The sequence below is a fragment of the Azospirillum halopraeferens DSM 3675 genome (genome assembly GCF_000429625.1).
GTDB lineage: Bacteria > Pseudomonadota > Alphaproteobacteria > Azospirillales > Azospirillaceae > Azospirillum > Azospirillum halopraeferens.
In genome coordinates this window covers 102,465-119,717 of record NZ_AUCF01000009.1, presented here as the reverse complement: position 1 = coordinate 119,717, position 17,253 = coordinate 102,465, and the positions used below count along the sequence as shown (strand labels likewise).

Genomic DNA, 17,253 nt, shown 5'->3' with positions numbered 1-17,253 from the left:
GCCACCCAATCGCCTACTATCATATATGACACAGGTTGACGGGTTGTTTCAGCCGGTGGTTCCGGAGCAGGTAAGGAAACGTTGCCGCAGCGCTTCCCGACTCGCCCCGCCGACATCGGCGACGCGGATGGCGAGGGCCGCGGCGCCGGCGCGGTCGCCGGCCCGGCAGGCGGCGTCCAGTTCCCCCGCCAGCGTCTGTAGCCGGCGCAGGCCGACGTTGCCGGCGGTGGACACCAGATCATGGGCCTGCACCCGCAGTCCCGCCAGATCCTCCGCCCCGGCCAGGGTGCGCACGCCGGCGATCCGCTCCAGGCACTGTTCGGAGAACCCGTCCAGCAGCCCGGCGAACTCGTCGGGTGTGGTTAGCTCCCGCAGGGTCTCCAGCACGGATGCGTCGAGAAGCGGCGGCCCCCCGTCGTCGCCGGTGGCGGCCGAAGCCGATGCCGAAACCCGCACCCCGGCCCCGGCCCAGTGGGCGACGGTGGCGAGGAAGGCGTTCCGATCGAAGGGTTTGGCGACGTAATCGTCCATGCCGGTGGCGAGGTATTCCTCGCGCATCCCCTGCATGGCGTTGGCGGTCATGGCAACGATGGGCGTGCGCCGCCCCGACTCGCCGGCACGAATGCGCCGGGTCGCCTCCAGCCCGTCCATCACCGGCATCTGCACGTCCATCAGGACGACGTCGAAACCGTCCGTCAACACCCGTTCCACCGCGCGCGCCCCGTCCTCGGCAACCTCCACGACGTAGCCGGCGCGCTCCAGCATCATGCGCGCAATGCGCTGGTTGATCTGATTGTCCTCCGCCACCAGCACCCGCCGGCCGCCGCGATCCGCCGCGGCGTCGGCATCGTCAGCATACGTTTCGCGGGCGGCACAGGGGACACAGGGTCCTCCGCGCACGCCGAAGACCCGCTTCAGCGCGTCCAGCAGCGCCGCCGGACGCACCGGCTTGACGATCACCCCGTCGAACAGCATCGAGTCGGTGGCGGTGTCCGGTTCGCCGGCGGAGCTGATCAGCAGCAGCCGGGTTTCGGTGAACTGCGGATGGTGGCGGATCCACGAGGCGAGCGTCACCCCGTCCATGCCGGGCATCAGGTGATCGACCAGGATAACGTCGGGCGAGGTCGCCGACCGCCAGGCACGGCCCAGCGCGGCCAGCGCCTCGCCACTGCCGGCGGCGGCGGTCACCGTCATGCCGAAGCTCTCCAGGTGGCGCTGGAGCACGTGACGGTTCAACTCCAGGTCATCGACGACCAGCGCGCGCACGCCGCGGAGCTGGGCCGGCAGGCCGGTGCCGCTGACCAGCGGCGCGGCGGCGCGGTGGAGCGGGACGGAGAAACGGAAGGTGCTGCCGCTGCCCGGCTCGCTGTCGACGCCGATGGTGCCGCCCATCAGCGCCACCAACTCGCGGCAGATGGCAAGCCCCAGCCCGGTGCCGCCGAACCGCCGGGTGATGGAGCTGTCGGCCTGGGTGAACTTGGCGAACAGACGGCCCACCTGGCCGGCGTCCATGCCGATGCCGGTGTCGGCGACGGCGACCGCGAGATGGACACCGCCGTCCTCCCCTTCGGTCTCCACCGCCGCCCTGATGACCACGGAGCCGCGTTCGGTGAATTTCACCGCATTGCCGGCGAGGTTCAGGAGGATCTGGCGCAGCCGGGTGGGGTCGCCGCGGTAGGCGCCCTGCGCGTCCGGTGCGAGAACGGCACCGATCTCCACCCCCTTCTCGCGGGCTTTCGGGGCGAGGATGGCGACCACACCGTCCACCAGCTCGTCGAGGACGAAGTCCACCTCCTCCAGCTCGACCCGCCCGGCTTCCAGCTTGGAGACGTCGAGGATGTCGTTGATGATGCCGAGCAGCGAATCGGCGCTGTCGCGGATGGCCTCGGCACAGGCCCGCTGATCCGCATCCAGGTTGGTGTCGAGAAGCAGCGCCGTCATGCCCATGACGCCGTTCATGGGCGTGCGGATCTCGTGGCTGACGTTGGCCAGGAACTGCGACTTGGCGGAATTGGCCACCTCCGCCGTCTCGCGGGCGCGGTCGACGTCCTCGGCCAGCGCCGCCATCCGGGCGGCCTGCTGCTCCAGGCTGTCGTGGGCGGCGCGCAGTTCACGCTCGTGCCGGACGCGCTCGGTCAGATCGCGCGACGCGGTGACGATGCGCGGCCACGCGTCGGCGTCGGTCACCAGGGTGCAGGCGGTCTGCACCCAGATCCAGGCGCCGTCGGCGCGACGCATGCGGTAGGTGACGGGTTCGCACGCCCCCGTCGCGATCAGGTGCCGATGCATCGTCCGCACCACGGCCCGGTCGGCGGCGTGGATGAGCGGTGCCGGGCTGCGCCCCACCAGGGCGTCCGGGGCGTAGCCCAGCACGCGGAGGCTGGACGGCGAGACGTACAGATAGGATCCGTCGGCCGCATGCAGGGCGATGACGTCCGAGGCGTTGTCGGCCAGCAGGCGGAACCGTGCCTCGCTCTCGCTCAGCGCCGTCTGGGCTTCCATCACGGCGGTGACGTCGCGCCCGACCCCGCGGTAGCCGGCGACGGCACCGGCCGCATCGCGGTACGGCCGGCCCGACAGGGCGATGTGCAACGCCAGTCCGCCGGCGCCGTACAGGGTGGTGGCGACGTCGCGGAACGGCTCCCCGGCGTCCAGCCCGGCCCGGAAGGCGGCCCACTTCTCGGTCCGGTCGGCGTCGCCGGCGACGTCCTCCAGGGTGCGGCCGATCAGCGCCTCCGGCGCGATCCTCAGCGCCCGCACGCCGGAGGACACGAAGATGAAGCGGTGGTCGGGCCCGGTTTCCCAGTACCAGTCGGTCGACACCTCGGTCAGGTCGCGGAACCGCGCCTCGCGCCCCGCCAGGTCGGCGTAGGCGGCGTCGAGGCGGTCGGCCATGGTGTTGAAGGCCGCGGCCAGCACGGCGAACTCGTTGGTTCCCGCCGGGCCGGCGGCGCGCGCCGTGCGGTCGCCGGCGGCGATCCGGTCGACGGCGCCGCGCAGGCCGCTCACCCAGCGGATCACCGACAGCTCCACTCCCGCCCAGCCGATGGCGAAGGCCAACACGGTGATCGCCGCGAGCGCGCCGAGACTGCGCCGGAAACCGGCGTCGACACGGTCCAGCACCGCCGCCCGCGGCATTCCCACGGCGATGCGCAGGTCGGTCGACCCCAGCCGGGTAAAGCCGGCCAGCCGCACCACCCCGTCGAGATCGGGCAGTTCCAGCCGCCCTTCCGATGCCGCCAGCATGGCCGCCACGAAGGGATGGCGGGCCATGTCCCGGCCCACCGCATCGTCGGCCGCCGGATAGCGGGCCAGCACCCGGCCGGCGCCGTCGACCACCAGGACGAAATCCTTGCTGCCCTCGGTCGCCTGCTCGGCCAGGCGTCCCACCCAGCCCAGGTCGATGCCCGTGGACACCACGAGGTCCACCGCGCCGTCGGGCCCGAACACCGGCTCCATGACCGCCAGCAGCGGCTTGCCGGTGGTGCGGCCGATGATGTAGTCGCTGACGACCGGAGCCCGGTCCTTCACCACCGCGCGCAGGTAGGGGCTGTCGCCCAGGGATTGCAGGCCGGGCCCGGTGCGCGCCGCACACACCACCGCGCCGTCGGCGCGGGCGACGATCAGGTTGGTCATCCAGGGCTGCGTCGCGGCGATGTCGCGCAGCCGTTCGGCGCAGGCGTCGGCGGGCAGGCGGGCGACGCGGTCGCGCACGGCGCGGGCGAGCGCGCGCACCTGCTCCAGCATCTGGTCCTGCTGAAGGGCGGCGATGCGCGCCAGCTCCAGGCTTTCCGCCTGGGCGCCGGCGACGGCGCTGCGGCGCATCTCCTGGCTCTGCATCACCACCAGCGCCGCCAGCGGCGCCAGCACCGCCAGGATCAGCAGCAGCAGCCGGTTGCGCAGCCCCAGTACCCCCGATGTCTTGCTGACCTGCGCCACCGCCCGTCCACCCGTTCGTGCCCCGCCGCCTCCGCCGGCCGGTCGAACGGTACGGCCGCGTCGGTTAACCGCCGATTTACGAGTCAGGAGTTCGCGGAAGACGCGAACGGTATGTGCGCAAAATTGTCACTCCCGCCGGGCGGCGGTTGCATTTTCATGACGGAGCCCCGTAGCGTCGGCGGAACGGGAGAAACCGAGCCGCCGGAGACCGCCCATGGATGCCGCCAACGCCGCCGCCGAGCCCCCCGCCGGTTCCGGCGCCAAGTCGAAAGCCACCCGCAAGTCCCGCAGGAAGGGCCGCCCCGCTCCGGGCGGGGAACTGCTGCGCGACGCCCGGGAAGCCGCGCGGATCGAGTCCCACTGGCACGTCCTGGGCGACGCCAAGCCGCTGGAGAAGCCGGGCAAGCGCTACAAGTATGTGGAGGAGCTGGCGCGCCTGCAGTTCGAGCTGATCAAGCTGCAGGAGTGGGTGCGCATCCAGGGCCTGAAGGTGGTGGTGATCTTCGAGGGACGCGATGCCGCCGGCAAGGGCGGCGTCATCAAGCGCATCACGGAAAGCCTGAACCCGCGCGTCTGTCGGGTGGTGGCGCTCGGCACGCCCACCGAGAAGGAGCGCGGCCAGTGGTATTTCCAGCGCTACGTCGCCCAGTTGCCGGCACCGGGGGAGATCGTGCTGTTCGACCGGTCCTGGTACAACCGGGCCGGCGTCGAACGGGTGATGGGATTCTGCACCGACGAGGAATACCACGAGTTCCTGCGCGCCTGCCCTCTGTTCGAGGAGATGCTGGTGCGATCGGGCATCATCCTGATCAAGTACTGGTTTTCCGTCAGCGACGAGGAGCAGGAGAAGCGCTTTGCCGAGCGCATGCGCAACCCCATCAAGCGCTGGAAGCTCAGCCCGATGGACATGGAATCGCGTAAGCACTGGGTGGAGTATTCCAAGGCCAAGGACATCATGCTGGCCCACACCGACCGCCCTCTGACCCCCTGGTACATCGTCGATGCCGACGACAAGAAGCGGGCGCGGCTGAACTGCATCTGGCACCTGCTGCACCAGGTTCCCTACAAGGACCTGGCCCCGGTGGAGATGGAACTGCCGCCGCGCCAGAGCGACGACGGCTACAAACGCCCTCGCAAATCCAAGCAGCACTGGGTATCCACCGTGTACTGATACCGGCGGCATCTGAAGGATGCCGCCGGTATCACCCTCTCGATCAATGCCAAGGCATTGATCTGCCGGGCTTTACGGTCGGCAATTGATGGAAGTGATCCATTGCCGACCGTATGAGGGGGTGTACGGCACCGCACACCGGACGGGACCAATGGCCGCTTGCCTTGGCCGGGGGCGGGCGATAGCATCCGCGCGCCCAGTCACGGAACCCGTTGTCCACCGATGCCTCTCGACGTCCGACCGGCCGGCCAGCCCGAAACCGAACCGCACGGCGGGAGTCGGCTGGCGCCGCTGTCCATCGTCGTCCCCACCTTCAACCGGGGCGACCTGCTGGTGGAGACGCTGGAGGCGGTGGCCCGCACCGCCGAGGGGCTGGAGCACGAGTTCGTCATCATCGACGACGGGTCGTCCGATCACACTCCCGCCCTGCTGGCGGATCTGGCCGGGCGCCTGCCCAACCTGACGTGGAAGAGCATTCCCAACGGCGGCCCCGGCCAGGCCCGCAACCTGGGGGCGGCGATGGCACGCCATCCGGTGGTGCTGTTCCTGGGCGACGACATCCAGCCGCTCAACGGCGATTTCCTGCGCGCCCATGCCGAACTGCACGCCGCCAACCCCGATCCGGGTTTCGCCGTTCTGGGCAAGGTGGTGTGGCCCGACCGGCCCGACGCCGATGTCAACTTCGTCATGGCCCACATCCAGGGCAAGGGAGGGGAGCAGTTCGGCTACGCCGATTTCACACCCTTCACCATGCTCGATTTCCGCTTTTTCTACACCTGCAACATCTCCGTGAAGCGCAACGTCGTGACGGACTGGCAGCGGGATGGCTTCAGCGACGCCTACACCCTGGCGGCGTTCGAGGACATCGAGTTCGCCTACCGCATGTCCAAACGCCCGCACGGCATGAAGATCTTCTACACCCCCATCTCGTGCGGCACCCACCACCATCCCTATACCGTTGCCGGTTTCATGGGCCGGCAGGCCAATTGCGGTGCCATGGCCAAGGTGTTCGTCGACCAGCACCCCGAAGTGGCGGAGCTGATCGGTCTGGGACCGCTGGTGCGCGCGCTGGAAAGCCCGCCGGACGGCGATGACGACCGCGATCTCGCCGACCTGATGTCCGTCGCCGAGGGGCTCAAGGCGTGGGCCCGGCTTCTCGAGGCGGAGCACCGCATCGGCTCGCAGCACTGGCATGACGACGTGGTGCGCGGTGTCTTCGAACTGGCGTACCTGCAAGCGTTCATCGGCGCGCGGGCGACGGCGCAGGCCAATCTGACGCAGGCGTATCGCTTGATCCTGGAGCGCTTTTCACGGCATGTGCAACGCTCGCTGCGCGCCGAAATAATCGGCGACGTTCTGCCCGTGGCGCGCGCTCTTCCGTGGATGGCCCACCGATTTCTCTGATCCCCGCCACCGGCACAGCCCCCGGGCGGCAGCTGCAACATTGAGGTTTTCATGCGCATCGCGATGATCGGCACCGGCTATGTCGGACTGGTGTCCGGCGCCTGCTTTTCCGAGTTCGGCGTCGACGTCTGCTGCGTCGACAAGGACGTCGGCAAGATCGAGCGGCTGAAGCGCGGTGAGATCCCGATCTACGAGCCCGGACTGGAAGATCTGGTGGCACGCAACGTCGCCGCCGGCCGCCTGTCCTTCACCACCGACCTGAGGGAGGCGATGCAGGGCGTCGACGCCGTGTTCATCGCCGTCGGCACGCCGTCGCGCCGGGGGGACGGCCACGCCGACCTGTCCTACGTCTATGGCGCGGCGGCGGAGATCGCCGCCTGCATCGACCGCTACACGGTGGTGGTGACCAAGTCCACCGTGCCGGTCGGCACCGGGCGCGAGGTGGCGCGGATCATTCGCGAGAACCGGCCGGACGCCGATTTCGACGTCGCCTCCAACCCCGAGTTCCTGCGCGAAGGCTCGGCCATCGGCGATTTCATGCGTCCCGACCGGGTGGTGATCGGCACCTCCTCGCCGCGCGCACAGGAGGTGATGCGGGCGCTGTACCGGCCGCTCTACCTGATCGAGACGCCGATCGTCATGACCGAGCTGGAAACGGCGGAGCTGATCAAGTACGCCGCCAACGCCTTCCTGGCGGTCAAGATCACCTTCATCAACGAGATCGCCGACCTTTGCGAGAAGGTGGGCGCCAACGTCCATGACGTCGCCCGCGGCATGGGGCTGGACGGTCGCATCGGCCGCAAGTTCCTGCACGCCGGCCCCGGCTACGGCGGCTCCTGCTTCCCCAAGGACACGCTGGCGCTGGTGCGCACCGCCCAGCAGAACGAAAGCCCCGTGCGCATCGTCGAAACCGTCGTCGACATCAACGACCGGCGCAAGAAGGCGATGGCCGGGCGCATCGTCGACGCCTGCGGCGGCACGGTGGCGGGCAAGACGGTGGCCGTCCTGGGCGTGACCTTCAAGCCCAACACCGACGACATGCGCGACGCCCCGGCGCTGGACATCGTGCCGGCCCTGCAGGCGGCCGGCGCCACCGTGCGGGCCTTCGACCCCGCCGGCATGCACGAGGCGGAGAAACTGCTGCCCGGCGTCACCTGGTGCGCCGATTCCTACGCTGCCCTTGACGGCGCCGACTGCGTCGCCATCGTCACGGAATGGAACGAGTTCCGCGCGCTCGACCTGAAGCGCGTCAAGGCGCTGCTCAGGGCTCCGGTCATGGTCGATCTGCGCAACGTCTACAATCCGGCCGAGATGGCGGCGGCCGGCTTCATCTACACCTCGATCGGGCGCCCCCTCCCGGGCGCCGGCGCCCCGGCCGCCTGACGCCGGGATCGAGTGCATCGGAGACGGCATGACCACGCTACGCGGGTACAACAAGCGCATCATGGTGACCGGCGGGGCCGGCTTCCTCGGTTCCCACCTCTGTGAACGCCTCCTCGCCCGCGGGTGCGAGGTGCTGTGCATCGACAACTACTTCACCGGTTCGCGCGAAAACATCGCTCACCTGCTGGATGACCGCCGGTTCGAGGTGATCCGGCACGACGTGACGTTCCCGCTCTATGTCGAGGTGGACGAGATCTACAACCTCGCCTGCCCCGCCTCACCGGTTCATTACCAGCACGACCCGGTCCAGACGACGAAGACGTCGGTGCACGGCGCCATCAACGTCCTGGGCCTGGCCAAGCGCCTGAACGCCCGCATCCTCCAGGCCTCCACGTCGGAGGTGTACGGCGATCCGTCGGTCCATCCGCAGCCCGAGGAGTACTGGGGCAACGTCAACCCCATCGGTCCGCGCGCCTGCTACGACGAAGGCAAGCGCTGCGCCGAGACGCTGTTCTTCGACTATCACCGCCAGCACCGGCTGTCCATCAAGGTGGTGCGCATCTTCAACACCTACGGGCCGCGCATGCACCCCAACGACGGCCGCGTCGTGTCCAACTTCATCATGCAGGCGCTGCGGGGAGAGCCCATCACCATCTACGGCGACGGCTCGCAGACCCGCTCCTTCTGCTACGTCGACGATTTGATCGAGGGGTTCATCCGGTTCATGGACACGGCCCCGGAGCACACCGGACCGCTGAACCTGGGCAACCCCGGCGAGTTCACCATGCTGGAACTGGCCGAGAAGATCCTGCGCCTGACCGGATCCTCGTCCACCCTCGTCCATCGGGAACTGCCGCAGGACGATCCCAAACAGCGCCGGCCGGACATCACCAGGGCGAAGGCCCTGCTGGACTGGGAGCCCCGCGTCCCCCTCGACGACGGGCTGGAGCGCACCATCGCCTATTTCCGCAAGCGTTTCTTCGCCTGACCGGAGGGCGCCCTCCCGAAGCCGGAGGGCGCCCCCGGCCGTCAGCCGAGCCCGGCGGCGGCGATCCAGTCCCGGGTCCGGCGCAGGCCGTCGTGCCAGTCGGTGCGCGGCTCCCAGCCGAGATCGTGCCGGGCCCGCGTGATGTCGAGCACGCTGCGCGGAACGTCGACGGCGCGCCCCTCGCGGTGCACGATCTCCGGTGGGCGGCCGAGCACCGCGCCGAGATCGTCGACGATCGCCGCCAGGCTCCGCCCGACGCCGCTGCCGATGTTGAACAGGCGTTCGTCGCCCGCATGGGTGGCGGCGAGGACCAGCGCCTCCACCACGTCGTCGACGTACACATAGTCGCGCACCACGTCCCCCGTGCCCCAGATCTCCACGGGCTGGCCGGCCAGGGCCCGGCGCAGGAAGGCGGCGATCACCCCCTGCCCCTTGCCCGCGGTCTGGAACGGGCCGAACGGGTTGGCGACGCGCAGGATGCGGTAGTCGAGCCCGTGCAGGTGCCGATACAGGGCCAGGTGCTTCTCGATCGCCAGCTTGGCGATGCCGTAGGCGGTGATGGGATCGGTGGGGGCGTCCTCCGGCGTCGGCACCGTGGCCGGCACGCCGTAGACGGTGCCGCCGGACGAGACGAAAACGATGCGCCCCACCGCGCCGGCCCGGCACAGCTCCAGCAGCCGCAGGGTCGCCGTCAGGTCCGCCACCGTGTCACCGACGGGTGAGGCCGGGGTCGCCGAACTGATGAGGTGGAAGACCGTATCGCAGCCGTCCACCGCGGCGGCCAGACGGCCGGCGTCGTCGAAGCCGCCCTCGTGCCACACCACGCCCCGCACGGCGTCGGGGAACGACGGGCCGTACCCGAAGGCGCGCAGTTCCGCGACGCGGCCCAGCAGGTACCGGCACAGGTTGGTGCCGATGAACCCGCCGCCGCCCAGGACGACGCACTTCGTTGACCGCATGCTCCTTCCCTCCGCTCGCGCGGCATGGTGACCGCCGGGGCAATCTCCTCTACCAGTCCGCTCCCCCGGCGGTCTATTAAGATCGTTCGAATCCGCCCACCCTCCCCAACCACCGTTTTCGTCCGCATGATCGAGCACCTGAAGCCGCTCGTCCGCCGTATCCTGGCCGGGATGCCGGGCGGCGCCGCGGCGGAACGCTTCCTGCGCCGCCTTTACCGCCGGCTCAGCCCCGCTCCCGCCCTGCCCGACCCGACCGCGGGATCGGCCGGGCCGTTGCCGGTGATCGGCATCGTGGCGCCGCCCGACGCGCCGGGCCTGGCCGCCCGGCTGGCGGCGGCGGCACCGGCGCTGCTGGTGCCGGTTTCCGGCCCGGGGGAGGCGGCGGTGCGGGGATGTCGCTATCTCTTCGCCCCCCTGTCGGGCGCCGCAGCCGCGAACGATCGGGACCTGCACACCCTCGTCCTGGCGGTGATGCACCGCGACCTGGACTTCCTGTTGATCAGCCGGTCGCTGGAGGAGGCTCCGGCCCTGGCCCTCGCCGGAGCTCTGCGCGACCAGACGGTGTTCGCCCTCGATGCCGCACCGGTGTTCCTGGAGGGTTGCGCGCCGGCACGACCGCTCACCGGCCGTCTGCTGCGTCTGCCGCCCGGCCCGGCGGGCTCGACGCCGACGACCCTGGAGGCCGTGCTGGGGTTCGCCGCACCCCGGTGGCAGGGGGCCTGGATCGGCCTGGGCGGTCCCCCCGCGGTGCCGCCGCCGCGCGCCACCGCCGGCACGGCCCTGCCGCTGGCGGTGACGGAGACCGGGCAGCCCACCGTGCTGGTGCTGCCGATCTTCCTGGCGGTCGGCGGGGTCGAGCGCAACACCGTGGAGATCGTGCGCACCCTGCGCCCCCGCTGGGACTTCGTGATGGTCACCAGCGAGCGCCTGGCGGCGCGCCAGGGCAGCCTGCACCACCAGGCGGCCCCCCTGGCCCCGGTCTACGACCTGGCCGAGGTGGCCGAGAACGCGGAGCATTTCATCCTGATGGCGGCGGTGGCGCGCACCCACCGGCCGCGGGTGGTGTGGATCTGCAACGGCTCCCCCTGGCTGGTGCATCACGCCGCGGCGCTGCGCAGCCTGTTCGCCGACGCCGGCATCGTCGACCAGCAGGTCTACGACACCGAGCGGGGCTGGATCGAGCACTACCCCGATCCCGGCATCCAATCCTTCGACCGCTTCATCGCCATCAACCGGCGCATCCGCGACGTCTTCACCGGACGTCTGGGCATGGACCCGGCCCGGATAGACCTGATCTACTCCGCCATCGACGCTCCCCGCTTCGACCGGCCGGAGGCGGACGCGGCGGAACGGGCGCGTCTGTCGGGGCTCACCGGCATCCCCGCCGACCGCCGCTGCTTCGCCTTCATCGGCCGCCTGACCGACCAGAAAGCGCCGCTGAACTTCCTGGAACTGGCCCGCCGTTCCGCCGCCGCCGGATCCGGCGACCGCTTCGTGCTGATCGGCGACGGCGAACTGGCGGGGGACTGCGAAGCCTTCATCGCCGCGCACTGCCCGGACACCGTGCAGCGCATCCCCTTCTGCAACGATCTCACCCTGGTGTATCCGCTGCTGGCCGGGCTGGTGGTGTCGTCCCGCTACGAAGGGCTGCCGATCGCCATGCTGGAGGCCATGGCCATGGGCGTTCCGGTGTTCGCCACCGACGTCGGCGACATCCGCCCGGTGCTGGAGGATTGCGGCAGCGGCTTCACCGTGCCGCCCGACGACGCGGAGGCGCTGGCCGAAGGGTTCGCCCGCTGGCTGGCGGACCTCCCCGCCTACACCGCCGCGGCCCGTGCCGCCGCCCCCGGCGTGCGCGACCGCTTCGCCACCGCCACCATCGCCGGTCAGTACGAGGAGAGCTGGCGCAGGGCCATGGCGACAAGGGGTTAGCGCCCGCCCCGGGACATTTTGCGGGACCGCTGGATTATCCGGGAGCGGCGGGGCGAACATGGGTGCAAGGCGGCGGTACGGAGTGTCCGGCGCCGCCAGTCCCCGGAGGAGCGCAAGCGCGCGATGTTCAACCTGCGAAGCGATCTGTCGGACCAGCTTCGGAACCTGCGCCGGTACGCGCTGGCCCTGGTCCGCAACCGCGACGAGGCGGAAGACCTGGTGCAGGAAACCCTGATGCGGGCCATTGCCGGTGCCGGAGGCTTCCGTGCCGGCGCCGACCTGCGGCGGTGGCTGTTCGGCATCCTGCACCATGTGCACGCGTCCAGCGCCCGGCGCTATCAGGTGCGGGCCCGCGCGGCCGCCATGCTGGAAGACTACGCCGACGAGGCGGTGCCGGCGCCGCAGCCCGATCAGATCGAGTTGCAGCGCACCATGGAAGCCCTCTACGCCCTTCCCGAGGAACAACGCCAGGCCCTGGTCCTGGTCGCCCTTGAGGGGCTCACCTACCAGGAGGCCGCCGACATGCTTCATATTCCCGTCGGTACCCTGATGTCGCGTCTGGCGCGCGGCCGCGAGGCCCTGCGCACCGCAACGGGACGATCATCGGGTTCACCGGCGCTGCGCGTGGTGAGGTAACGCCATGTCACGGATTCCCAGCGAAGAGGACCTGCAGGCCTACGTGGACGGCCTGATCGATCCGGAGCGGTTGCACGAGGTGGAGGGCTGGTTGGCCGACAACCCGGCCGAAGCCGCACGGTTGCGCGACTATCACCGCCTGAACCGCCAGATCCGCGCCGGGCTGGAGCAGCTCGCCGCCGCCCCGCCCCCGGCGACCGCAGCCCTGGAACAGCGCCTGTTCCGCAATCTGGCATGGCGCATCGCCCTGCGGCGGGTCGGCACCGCCATGGCCGCCTCGCTGCTGCTGGCCGGCGGCTGGGGGCTGCGGGACTGGATGGTGCCGCCGGAAGCCGATATGGCCGCGGACGGTCTGCCGCTGTACGCCAACGAGGCGGCGGAAGCCCACCGCACCGCGACCCTGCTGGCGCATATGGAGGGGGGGACCGTCTGGACGGTGGCGGACGATCCGGACGCACCGGTCCGCATGGCGGAGTTTCTGACGACCCACGCCGGCAGCGACCTGGCCCTGCCGGCACCGTCCGACGACCTCCGCTATCTCGGCGCCACGCTCGTGCCGTGGGATGAAGGGACGGCGCTGCAGGTCCTCTACCGGGAGGCGGACGGTGAACTGCTGACGCTGTTCGTCGCAACCGCGCTTGAGGAGGCGACGACCGAACCCCGCGAGTTCGAGCAGGACGGGCTGCGCCTGGTCTATTGGCAGTCCGGCCGCACCTCCTACACCGTGGGTGGCGCGGACACCGACGACGATCTCCCGCGGGTCGCCCGGCAGATGGCCGAGTCGACGGGATGACCGCCGCCGGCCTCGCCCGCCGGCTGCTCGTGCTGCCGGCGTCCGCCCTGTTCGGGCTGGTGTGGATGCTGACGACGGCCGAACGGTGCTATGACCCCCGTTCGGTCGCCCGCACCGGCGCAGTACCCGCAAAGCGGTCCCCAAAATAATCACATCGTTCGGGGGATTGGATGCGCGAGCACCGGCGAATATGCCGGAAACGTTCCCATCACACCGGACATTCCTTCATGCCGCTGCTTTCCATTGGCGATCCCGCCCCGCACTTCTGTGGCCGGACGCCCTCGAAGCCGGATTTTCATTTCGATTCCATGGCCGGCCGTTACCTGGTGGTGAGCTTCTTCGTCTCGTCCGCAATGGATTTCGGCAGCCGCTTCCTGCAGCGGGTGGACGCCATGGCGAAGCGGTTCGATGACGACGTTTGCTCTTTCTTCGGCGTGACCATCGATCCGCAGGACGAAGCCACCGGCCGGCTGCGCAACCGGCCCCGGGGCATCCGCTTCTTCTTCGACACGGACATGCGTATCAGCACACTGTACGGCGTGGTGACGGAGAACACCGGCGGATCCGGCCAGGCGAAGGCCTACGCACCCGCCACCTACGTCCTCGACCCCGGCCTGCGGGTGATCGCCGCCCGCCCCATGCGGGATCCCGAGGAGCATGCGCAATGGCTGGCCGACGTTCTGGAATCGTTGCCGCCGCTGCCCGCCCCCTTCCCGGCCCCGCGCCATGCCCCCGTGCTGGTGGTGCCGCACGTGTTCGACCCCGAGCTGTGCCAGGAGCTGGTCACCGCCTACGAGACCGACGGCGGTGGTGAGTCCGGATACATGGTGGAGCGGGACGGGCGGACCGTTCCCGTCCTCAACCCGGCCATGAAGCGGCGCCGCGACACCGGTATCGAGGATCCGCAGCTGCGCGCCGCCATCGTCGACCAGATCAGCCGCCGGCTGGTGCCGGAGATCCAGCGGGTCCACCAGATCCGCATGTCGCGCATCGAGCGTTACATCGTCGCCTGCTACAACGGTGAGAACGGAGGCCATTTCCGGGCCCACCGCGACAACACCACCAAGGGCACCGCGCACCGCCAGTTCGCCGTGTCCGTCGGGCTGGACGATCGTTACGAAGGCGGCGAGGTCTGGTTTCCGGAGTACGGGCCGGCCCTCTACCGTCCGCCGGTGGGCGGCGCGGTGGTCTTCTCCTGCTCGCTGCTGCACGAAGTCCGCCCGGTGCGGTCGGGCCGCCGGATGGTGTTCCTGACCTTCCTCTACGACGACCGCAAGGCCGAGGTGCGCAAATCCAACCGGCAGTTCATCGGCGAAGCCACCCCGGCGCCGGCCGGGGAACCGGAGCAGGAACCGGCACAGAAGCCGGCTCTGGCGCCCGCAGCGGCTTGATTCGCCGTAAGCCGGACTGCCATTAGCCGAACGTCAACCTTCCCGCAGTAAGGCTGTCCGCACCACCATCGGATAGGAACCCGCGCCCCCGGCCAGCCGCCGGCGGCGCGGGGCGGGAAAGGCCCCATGGCGTTGCAGAGCACCATCACCTTCGACGACTCCACCGCCGCCATCGCGGCGGCGCTGCCGAACATCGAGATCGGGCTGAAGGCGGCGGTGGAGAGCCTGGGCCGCTTCTACGTGACGAACGCCACGCTCGATATCCTGGTCAAGGCCGAGGATCTCGGGGAAACCGTCCTTGCCGAGGGCGGGCCCGGCGGCACGGTGATGGTCCGCCAGTACACGCAGCTTCGCGACATGCTGCTGAAAAACGGCCCGGTCCCGCCCGCCGACCCGGCCACCTGGCTGAAGCAGGCGGCGGGCACCGTCTACAACGTCCATCAGGCGACCGCCGCCTACGAGATCACCACCGGGGTGGACGCAAACGGCACCGAACCGGACATCATCATCACCATCAACACGCAGGCCATCGCCGGCGGGTGGTTCTACTTCGACCCCGCACCCCGCGACCGCAACCCCATCTACGAACCGCTGGTTCCGGACGACCTGTACGACTTCTTCGACGTGGCCCGGCACGAGCTGGCGCACGGCCTCGGGCTGACGGGGTGGCGGGATCCGCTCACCGGCGCCATCGACCGCACCATGAGCGTGTTCGACCGCTGGACCCTCTACGACGGCGCACAGCCCAACCCGCTGCCCTATTTCATCGGTCCGGCCGCCACCATGGTGTACGGCCAGCCCATCCCGCTGGTCGACGGCAACATCTACCATTACCGGGCCGACATCGGGTCGCTCGGCGGGTTGTTCAGTGCGGCGGCGCAGACGGGCACCCGCCTCGACCTCACCGCCCTCGACATCGCCATCCTGCGCGACCTCGGGCTGAACGACCTGGCCCTCACCACCACAGGCACCCCCGGCAACGACAGCCTGGTCGGCACCGCGCTGCCCGACAACATGAACGGCGGCGACGGCAACGACACCCTGTGGGGCGGCGGCGGGGCGGACGTGCTGGTGGGCGGGGCCGGCGACGACGTGCTGTCGGGCGACCCCATCGGGGCGGCCAACCCCGACATCCTCATGGGCGGCACCGGCAACGACTACATGGACGGCGGCGGCGGCGACGACCATCTGGACGGCGGCGCGGGGCGCGACACCATCCTGGGCTCGCTCGGCGCCGACGTCATCCTGGGCGGGGCCGGCGACGACGTCCTGTTCGGCGACTACTACACCGACCGTTACCGCTCCGGCGCCAACGCCGCGCTGGCCCGCGACGGCACCCACGCGGACATCATCGACGGCGGCGCCGGAAACGACTGGATCGCCGGAGGCGCCGGTCCCGACGTGCTCACCGGCGGCACCGGATCGGACACGTTCTCCATCGCCGACATCGCGGAGTCGCGGCCGGACGCGCGCGACCGCATCACCGATTTCCGCGGCAACCTGCAGGAGCGGTTCGAGAACGGCACCCACACGGTGCTCTTCTCGTCGGTCGGCGGGGCGACCGCGCAGCTCATCCCCGGCCAACAGGTCGTCGATTTCCGCGGCGCCGCCGCCCACACCCAGCGCGACATCATCGACCTGTCGGAGATCGACGCACAGGTGCTCACCCCCGGCAAGCAGGGGTTCGTCTTCATCGGCCAGGCGCCGTTCACCGCCGCGGGCCAGGTCCGCTGGGTCGAAGAGGGCAACAACATCGTCATCGAAGGCAACGTCGACAACAATCCCGACGCCGACTTCGCCATCGAGCTGACGGGGATCGCCGGCAGTTACGCCCTGACCGCCCTGGATTTCAATCTCGGCTCCGACAGCGCGCGGGCGGCCATGGCCGGTGACATCGCTCAGGCGTGGGCACGCGGCGGTGCCGCGGCGCCGGAAGGGGTGGTGATCAACCTCGGGGCGCAGACGGTCGCCAACGCGGCGGGAGCCGTGCAGTCGATCCCCTACGCGCGCAACGCCGTCGGCACCTACCACGGCGACCGGGTGTACGGCGACGGCGCCGACAACGTGCTGTGGGGCGAGGACGGCGCCGACACCATGTTCGGCAACACCGGCAACGACACGATGTACGGCGGCTATGGCCGCGATCAGCTTTCCGGCGGGGCCGGCGACGACGTGCTCTACGGCAACGCCGATGGCGACCGGCTGATGGGCAACCGCGGCAACGACACGCTGTTCGGCGGATCCGGCGACGATGCGCTGTACGGCAACCTGGACCACGACGTGCTGTACGGCAATCGCGGGTCGGACACCCTGTTCGGCGGCGCCGGCGACGACACCCTGTTCGGGGGGCTGAACGCCGACGTGCTGTACGGTGGCATCGGCAATGACGAACTGCACGGCAACCGCGGCGACGACACCCTGTGGGGCGGCGCCGGTGCCGACCGGTTCGTCATCGGCGGCGGAGCCGGCCGCGACGTGATCGCCGACTTCAACCCCTTCGAGGGCGACCGGATCGTGCTGTCACCGGGGGTCGGCTGGTCCGTGGTTGCCGACGGGCGCGGCAACGCCGTGCTGGCGCTGCCGGGCGGCCATTCCGTCACCCTTCAGGGCATCGCCCCCGTCCAGGTTTCGGACGGATGGATTCTGGCGGGCTGAGC

The 17,253-nt window shown here is 70.2% G+C and carries 11 protein-coding genes; 9 read left to right on the top strand and 2 right to left on the bottom strand.

Features of this window, described 5'->3' with window-relative positions; translation table 11 throughout:
* Positions 1-48: 48 nt before the first annotated feature.
* Positions 49-3,939 carry a response regulator gene (locus G472_RS36980; protein ID WP_051340646.1) on the bottom strand — a complete coding sequence of 1,297 codons (3,891 nt, stop codon included), beginning with the start codon at positions 3,937-3,939 and terminating at the stop codon, positions 49-51.
* Positions 3,940-4,153: 214 nt separating this feature from the next.
* Here G472_RS36980 and ppk2 point away from each other — a divergent pair, with 214 nt between their 5' ends.
* From ppk2 to G472_RS0110005, 4 genes are all read left to right on the top strand, one after another.
* On the top strand, positions 4,154-5,110 hold the full coding sequence (gene ppk2 / locus G472_RS0110020; RefSeq protein WP_029008285.1) for a polyphosphate kinase 2: 957 nt from the start codon (positions 4,154-4,156) through the stop codon (positions 5,108-5,110).
* A 222-nt stretch (positions 5,111-5,332) separates the two neighbouring features.
* Positions 5,333-6,514, top strand: coding sequence for a glycosyltransferase family 2 protein (locus tag G472_RS0110015; protein ID WP_029008284.1), 1,182 nt, complete (start codon positions 5,333-5,335; stop codon positions 6,512-6,514).
* A gap of 51 nt (positions 6,515-6,565) precedes the next feature.
* The gene (locus G472_RS0110010) at positions 6,566-7,897 is read left to right on the top strand and encodes a UDP-glucose dehydrogenase family protein (protein ID WP_029008283.1); all 1,332 of its coding nucleotides are present in this window, start codon (positions 6,566-6,568) and stop codon (positions 7,895-7,897) included.
* 28 nt (positions 7,898-7,925) lie between these two features.
* A complete protein-coding gene (locus G472_RS0110005) occupies positions 7,926-8,885 on the top strand; it encodes a UDP-glucuronic acid decarboxylase family protein (protein ID WP_029008282.1) in 960 nt (319 codons plus the stop codon).
* Positions 8,886-8,926: 41 nt separating this feature from the next.
* Here G472_RS0110005 and G472_RS0110000 read toward each other — a convergent pair whose 3' ends face one another.
* Positions 8,927-9,844: an NAD-dependent epimerase/dehydratase family protein gene (locus G472_RS0110000; RefSeq protein ID WP_029008281.1), complete on the bottom strand. Its 918-nt coding sequence runs from the start codon at positions 9,842-9,844 to the stop codon at positions 8,927-8,929.
* 126 nt (positions 9,845-9,970) lie between these two features.
* On the opposite strand from G472_RS0110000, the gene G472_RS36975 reads away from it, so the two are divergent.
* The 5 genes from G472_RS36975 to G472_RS40550 all read left to right on the top strand — a co-directional run bounded on the left by G472_RS36975 (position 9,971) and on the right by G472_RS40550 (position 17,251).
* Positions 9,971-11,776: a glycosyltransferase family 4 protein gene (locus G472_RS36975; RefSeq protein WP_029008280.1), complete on the top strand. Its 1,806-nt coding sequence runs from the start codon at positions 9,971-9,973 to the stop codon at positions 11,774-11,776.
* Between the two features lie 123 nt (positions 11,777-11,899).
* Positions 11,900-12,412, top strand: coding sequence for a sigma-70 family RNA polymerase sigma factor (locus G472_RS0109990; RefSeq protein WP_029008279.1), 513 nt, complete (start codon positions 11,900-11,902; stop codon positions 12,410-12,412).
* 4 nt (positions 12,413-12,416) lie between these two features.
* A complete protein-coding gene (locus G472_RS0109985) occupies positions 12,417-13,205 on the top strand; it encodes an anti-sigma factor family protein (RefSeq protein WP_029008278.1) in 789 nt (262 codons plus the stop codon).
* A 227-nt stretch (positions 13,206-13,432) separates the two neighbouring features.
* The gene (locus G472_RS0109975) at positions 13,433-14,596 is read left to right on the top strand and encodes a 2OG-Fe(II) oxygenase (protein WP_051340645.1); all 1,164 of its coding nucleotides are present in this window, start codon (positions 13,433-13,435) and stop codon (positions 14,594-14,596) included.
* Between the two features lie 126 nt (positions 14,597-14,722).
* Entirely contained in the window at positions 14,723-17,251 is a 2,529-nt protein-coding gene (locus tag G472_RS40550) for a calcium-binding protein (protein WP_029008276.1), read from the top strand.
* The last annotated feature ends 2 nt before the right edge of the window (positions 17,252-17,253 follow it).

Coding starts and splice junctions, on each gene's coding strand:
- ppk2 (WP_029008285.1), top strand. CDS start 4,154: ATGGATGCCGCCAACGCCGCCGCCGAGCCCCCCGCCGGTTCCGGCGCC.
- G472_RS0110015 (WP_029008284.1), top strand. CDS start 5,333: ATGCCTCTCGACGTCCGACCGGCCGGCCAGCCCGAAACCGAACCGCAC.
- G472_RS0110010 (WP_029008283.1), top strand. CDS start 6,566: ATGCGCATCGCGATGATCGGCACCGGCTATGTCGGACTGGTGTCCGGC.
- G472_RS0110005 (WP_029008282.1), top strand. CDS start 7,926: ATGACCACGCTACGCGGGTACAACAAGCGCATCATGGTGACCGGCGGG.
- G472_RS0110000 (WP_029008281.1), bottom strand. CDS start 9,844: ATGCGGTCAACGAAGTGCGTCGTCCTGGGCGGCGGCGGGTTCATCGGC.
- G472_RS36975 (WP_029008280.1), top strand. CDS start 9,971: ATGATCGAGCACCTGAAGCCGCTCGTCCGCCGTATCCTGGCCGGGATG.
- G472_RS0109990 (WP_029008279.1), top strand. CDS start 11,900: ATGTTCAACCTGCGAAGCGATCTGTCGGACCAGCTTCGGAACCTGCGC.
- G472_RS0109985 (WP_029008278.1), top strand. CDS start 12,417: ATGTCACGGATTCCCAGCGAAGAGGACCTGCAGGCCTACGTGGACGGC.
- G472_RS0109975 (WP_051340645.1), top strand. CDS start 13,433: ATGCCGCTGCTTTCCATTGGCGATCCCGCCCCGCACTTCTGTGGCCGG.
- G472_RS40550 (WP_029008276.1), top strand. CDS start 14,723: ATGGCGTTGCAGAGCACCATCACCTTCGACGACTCCACCGCCGCCATC.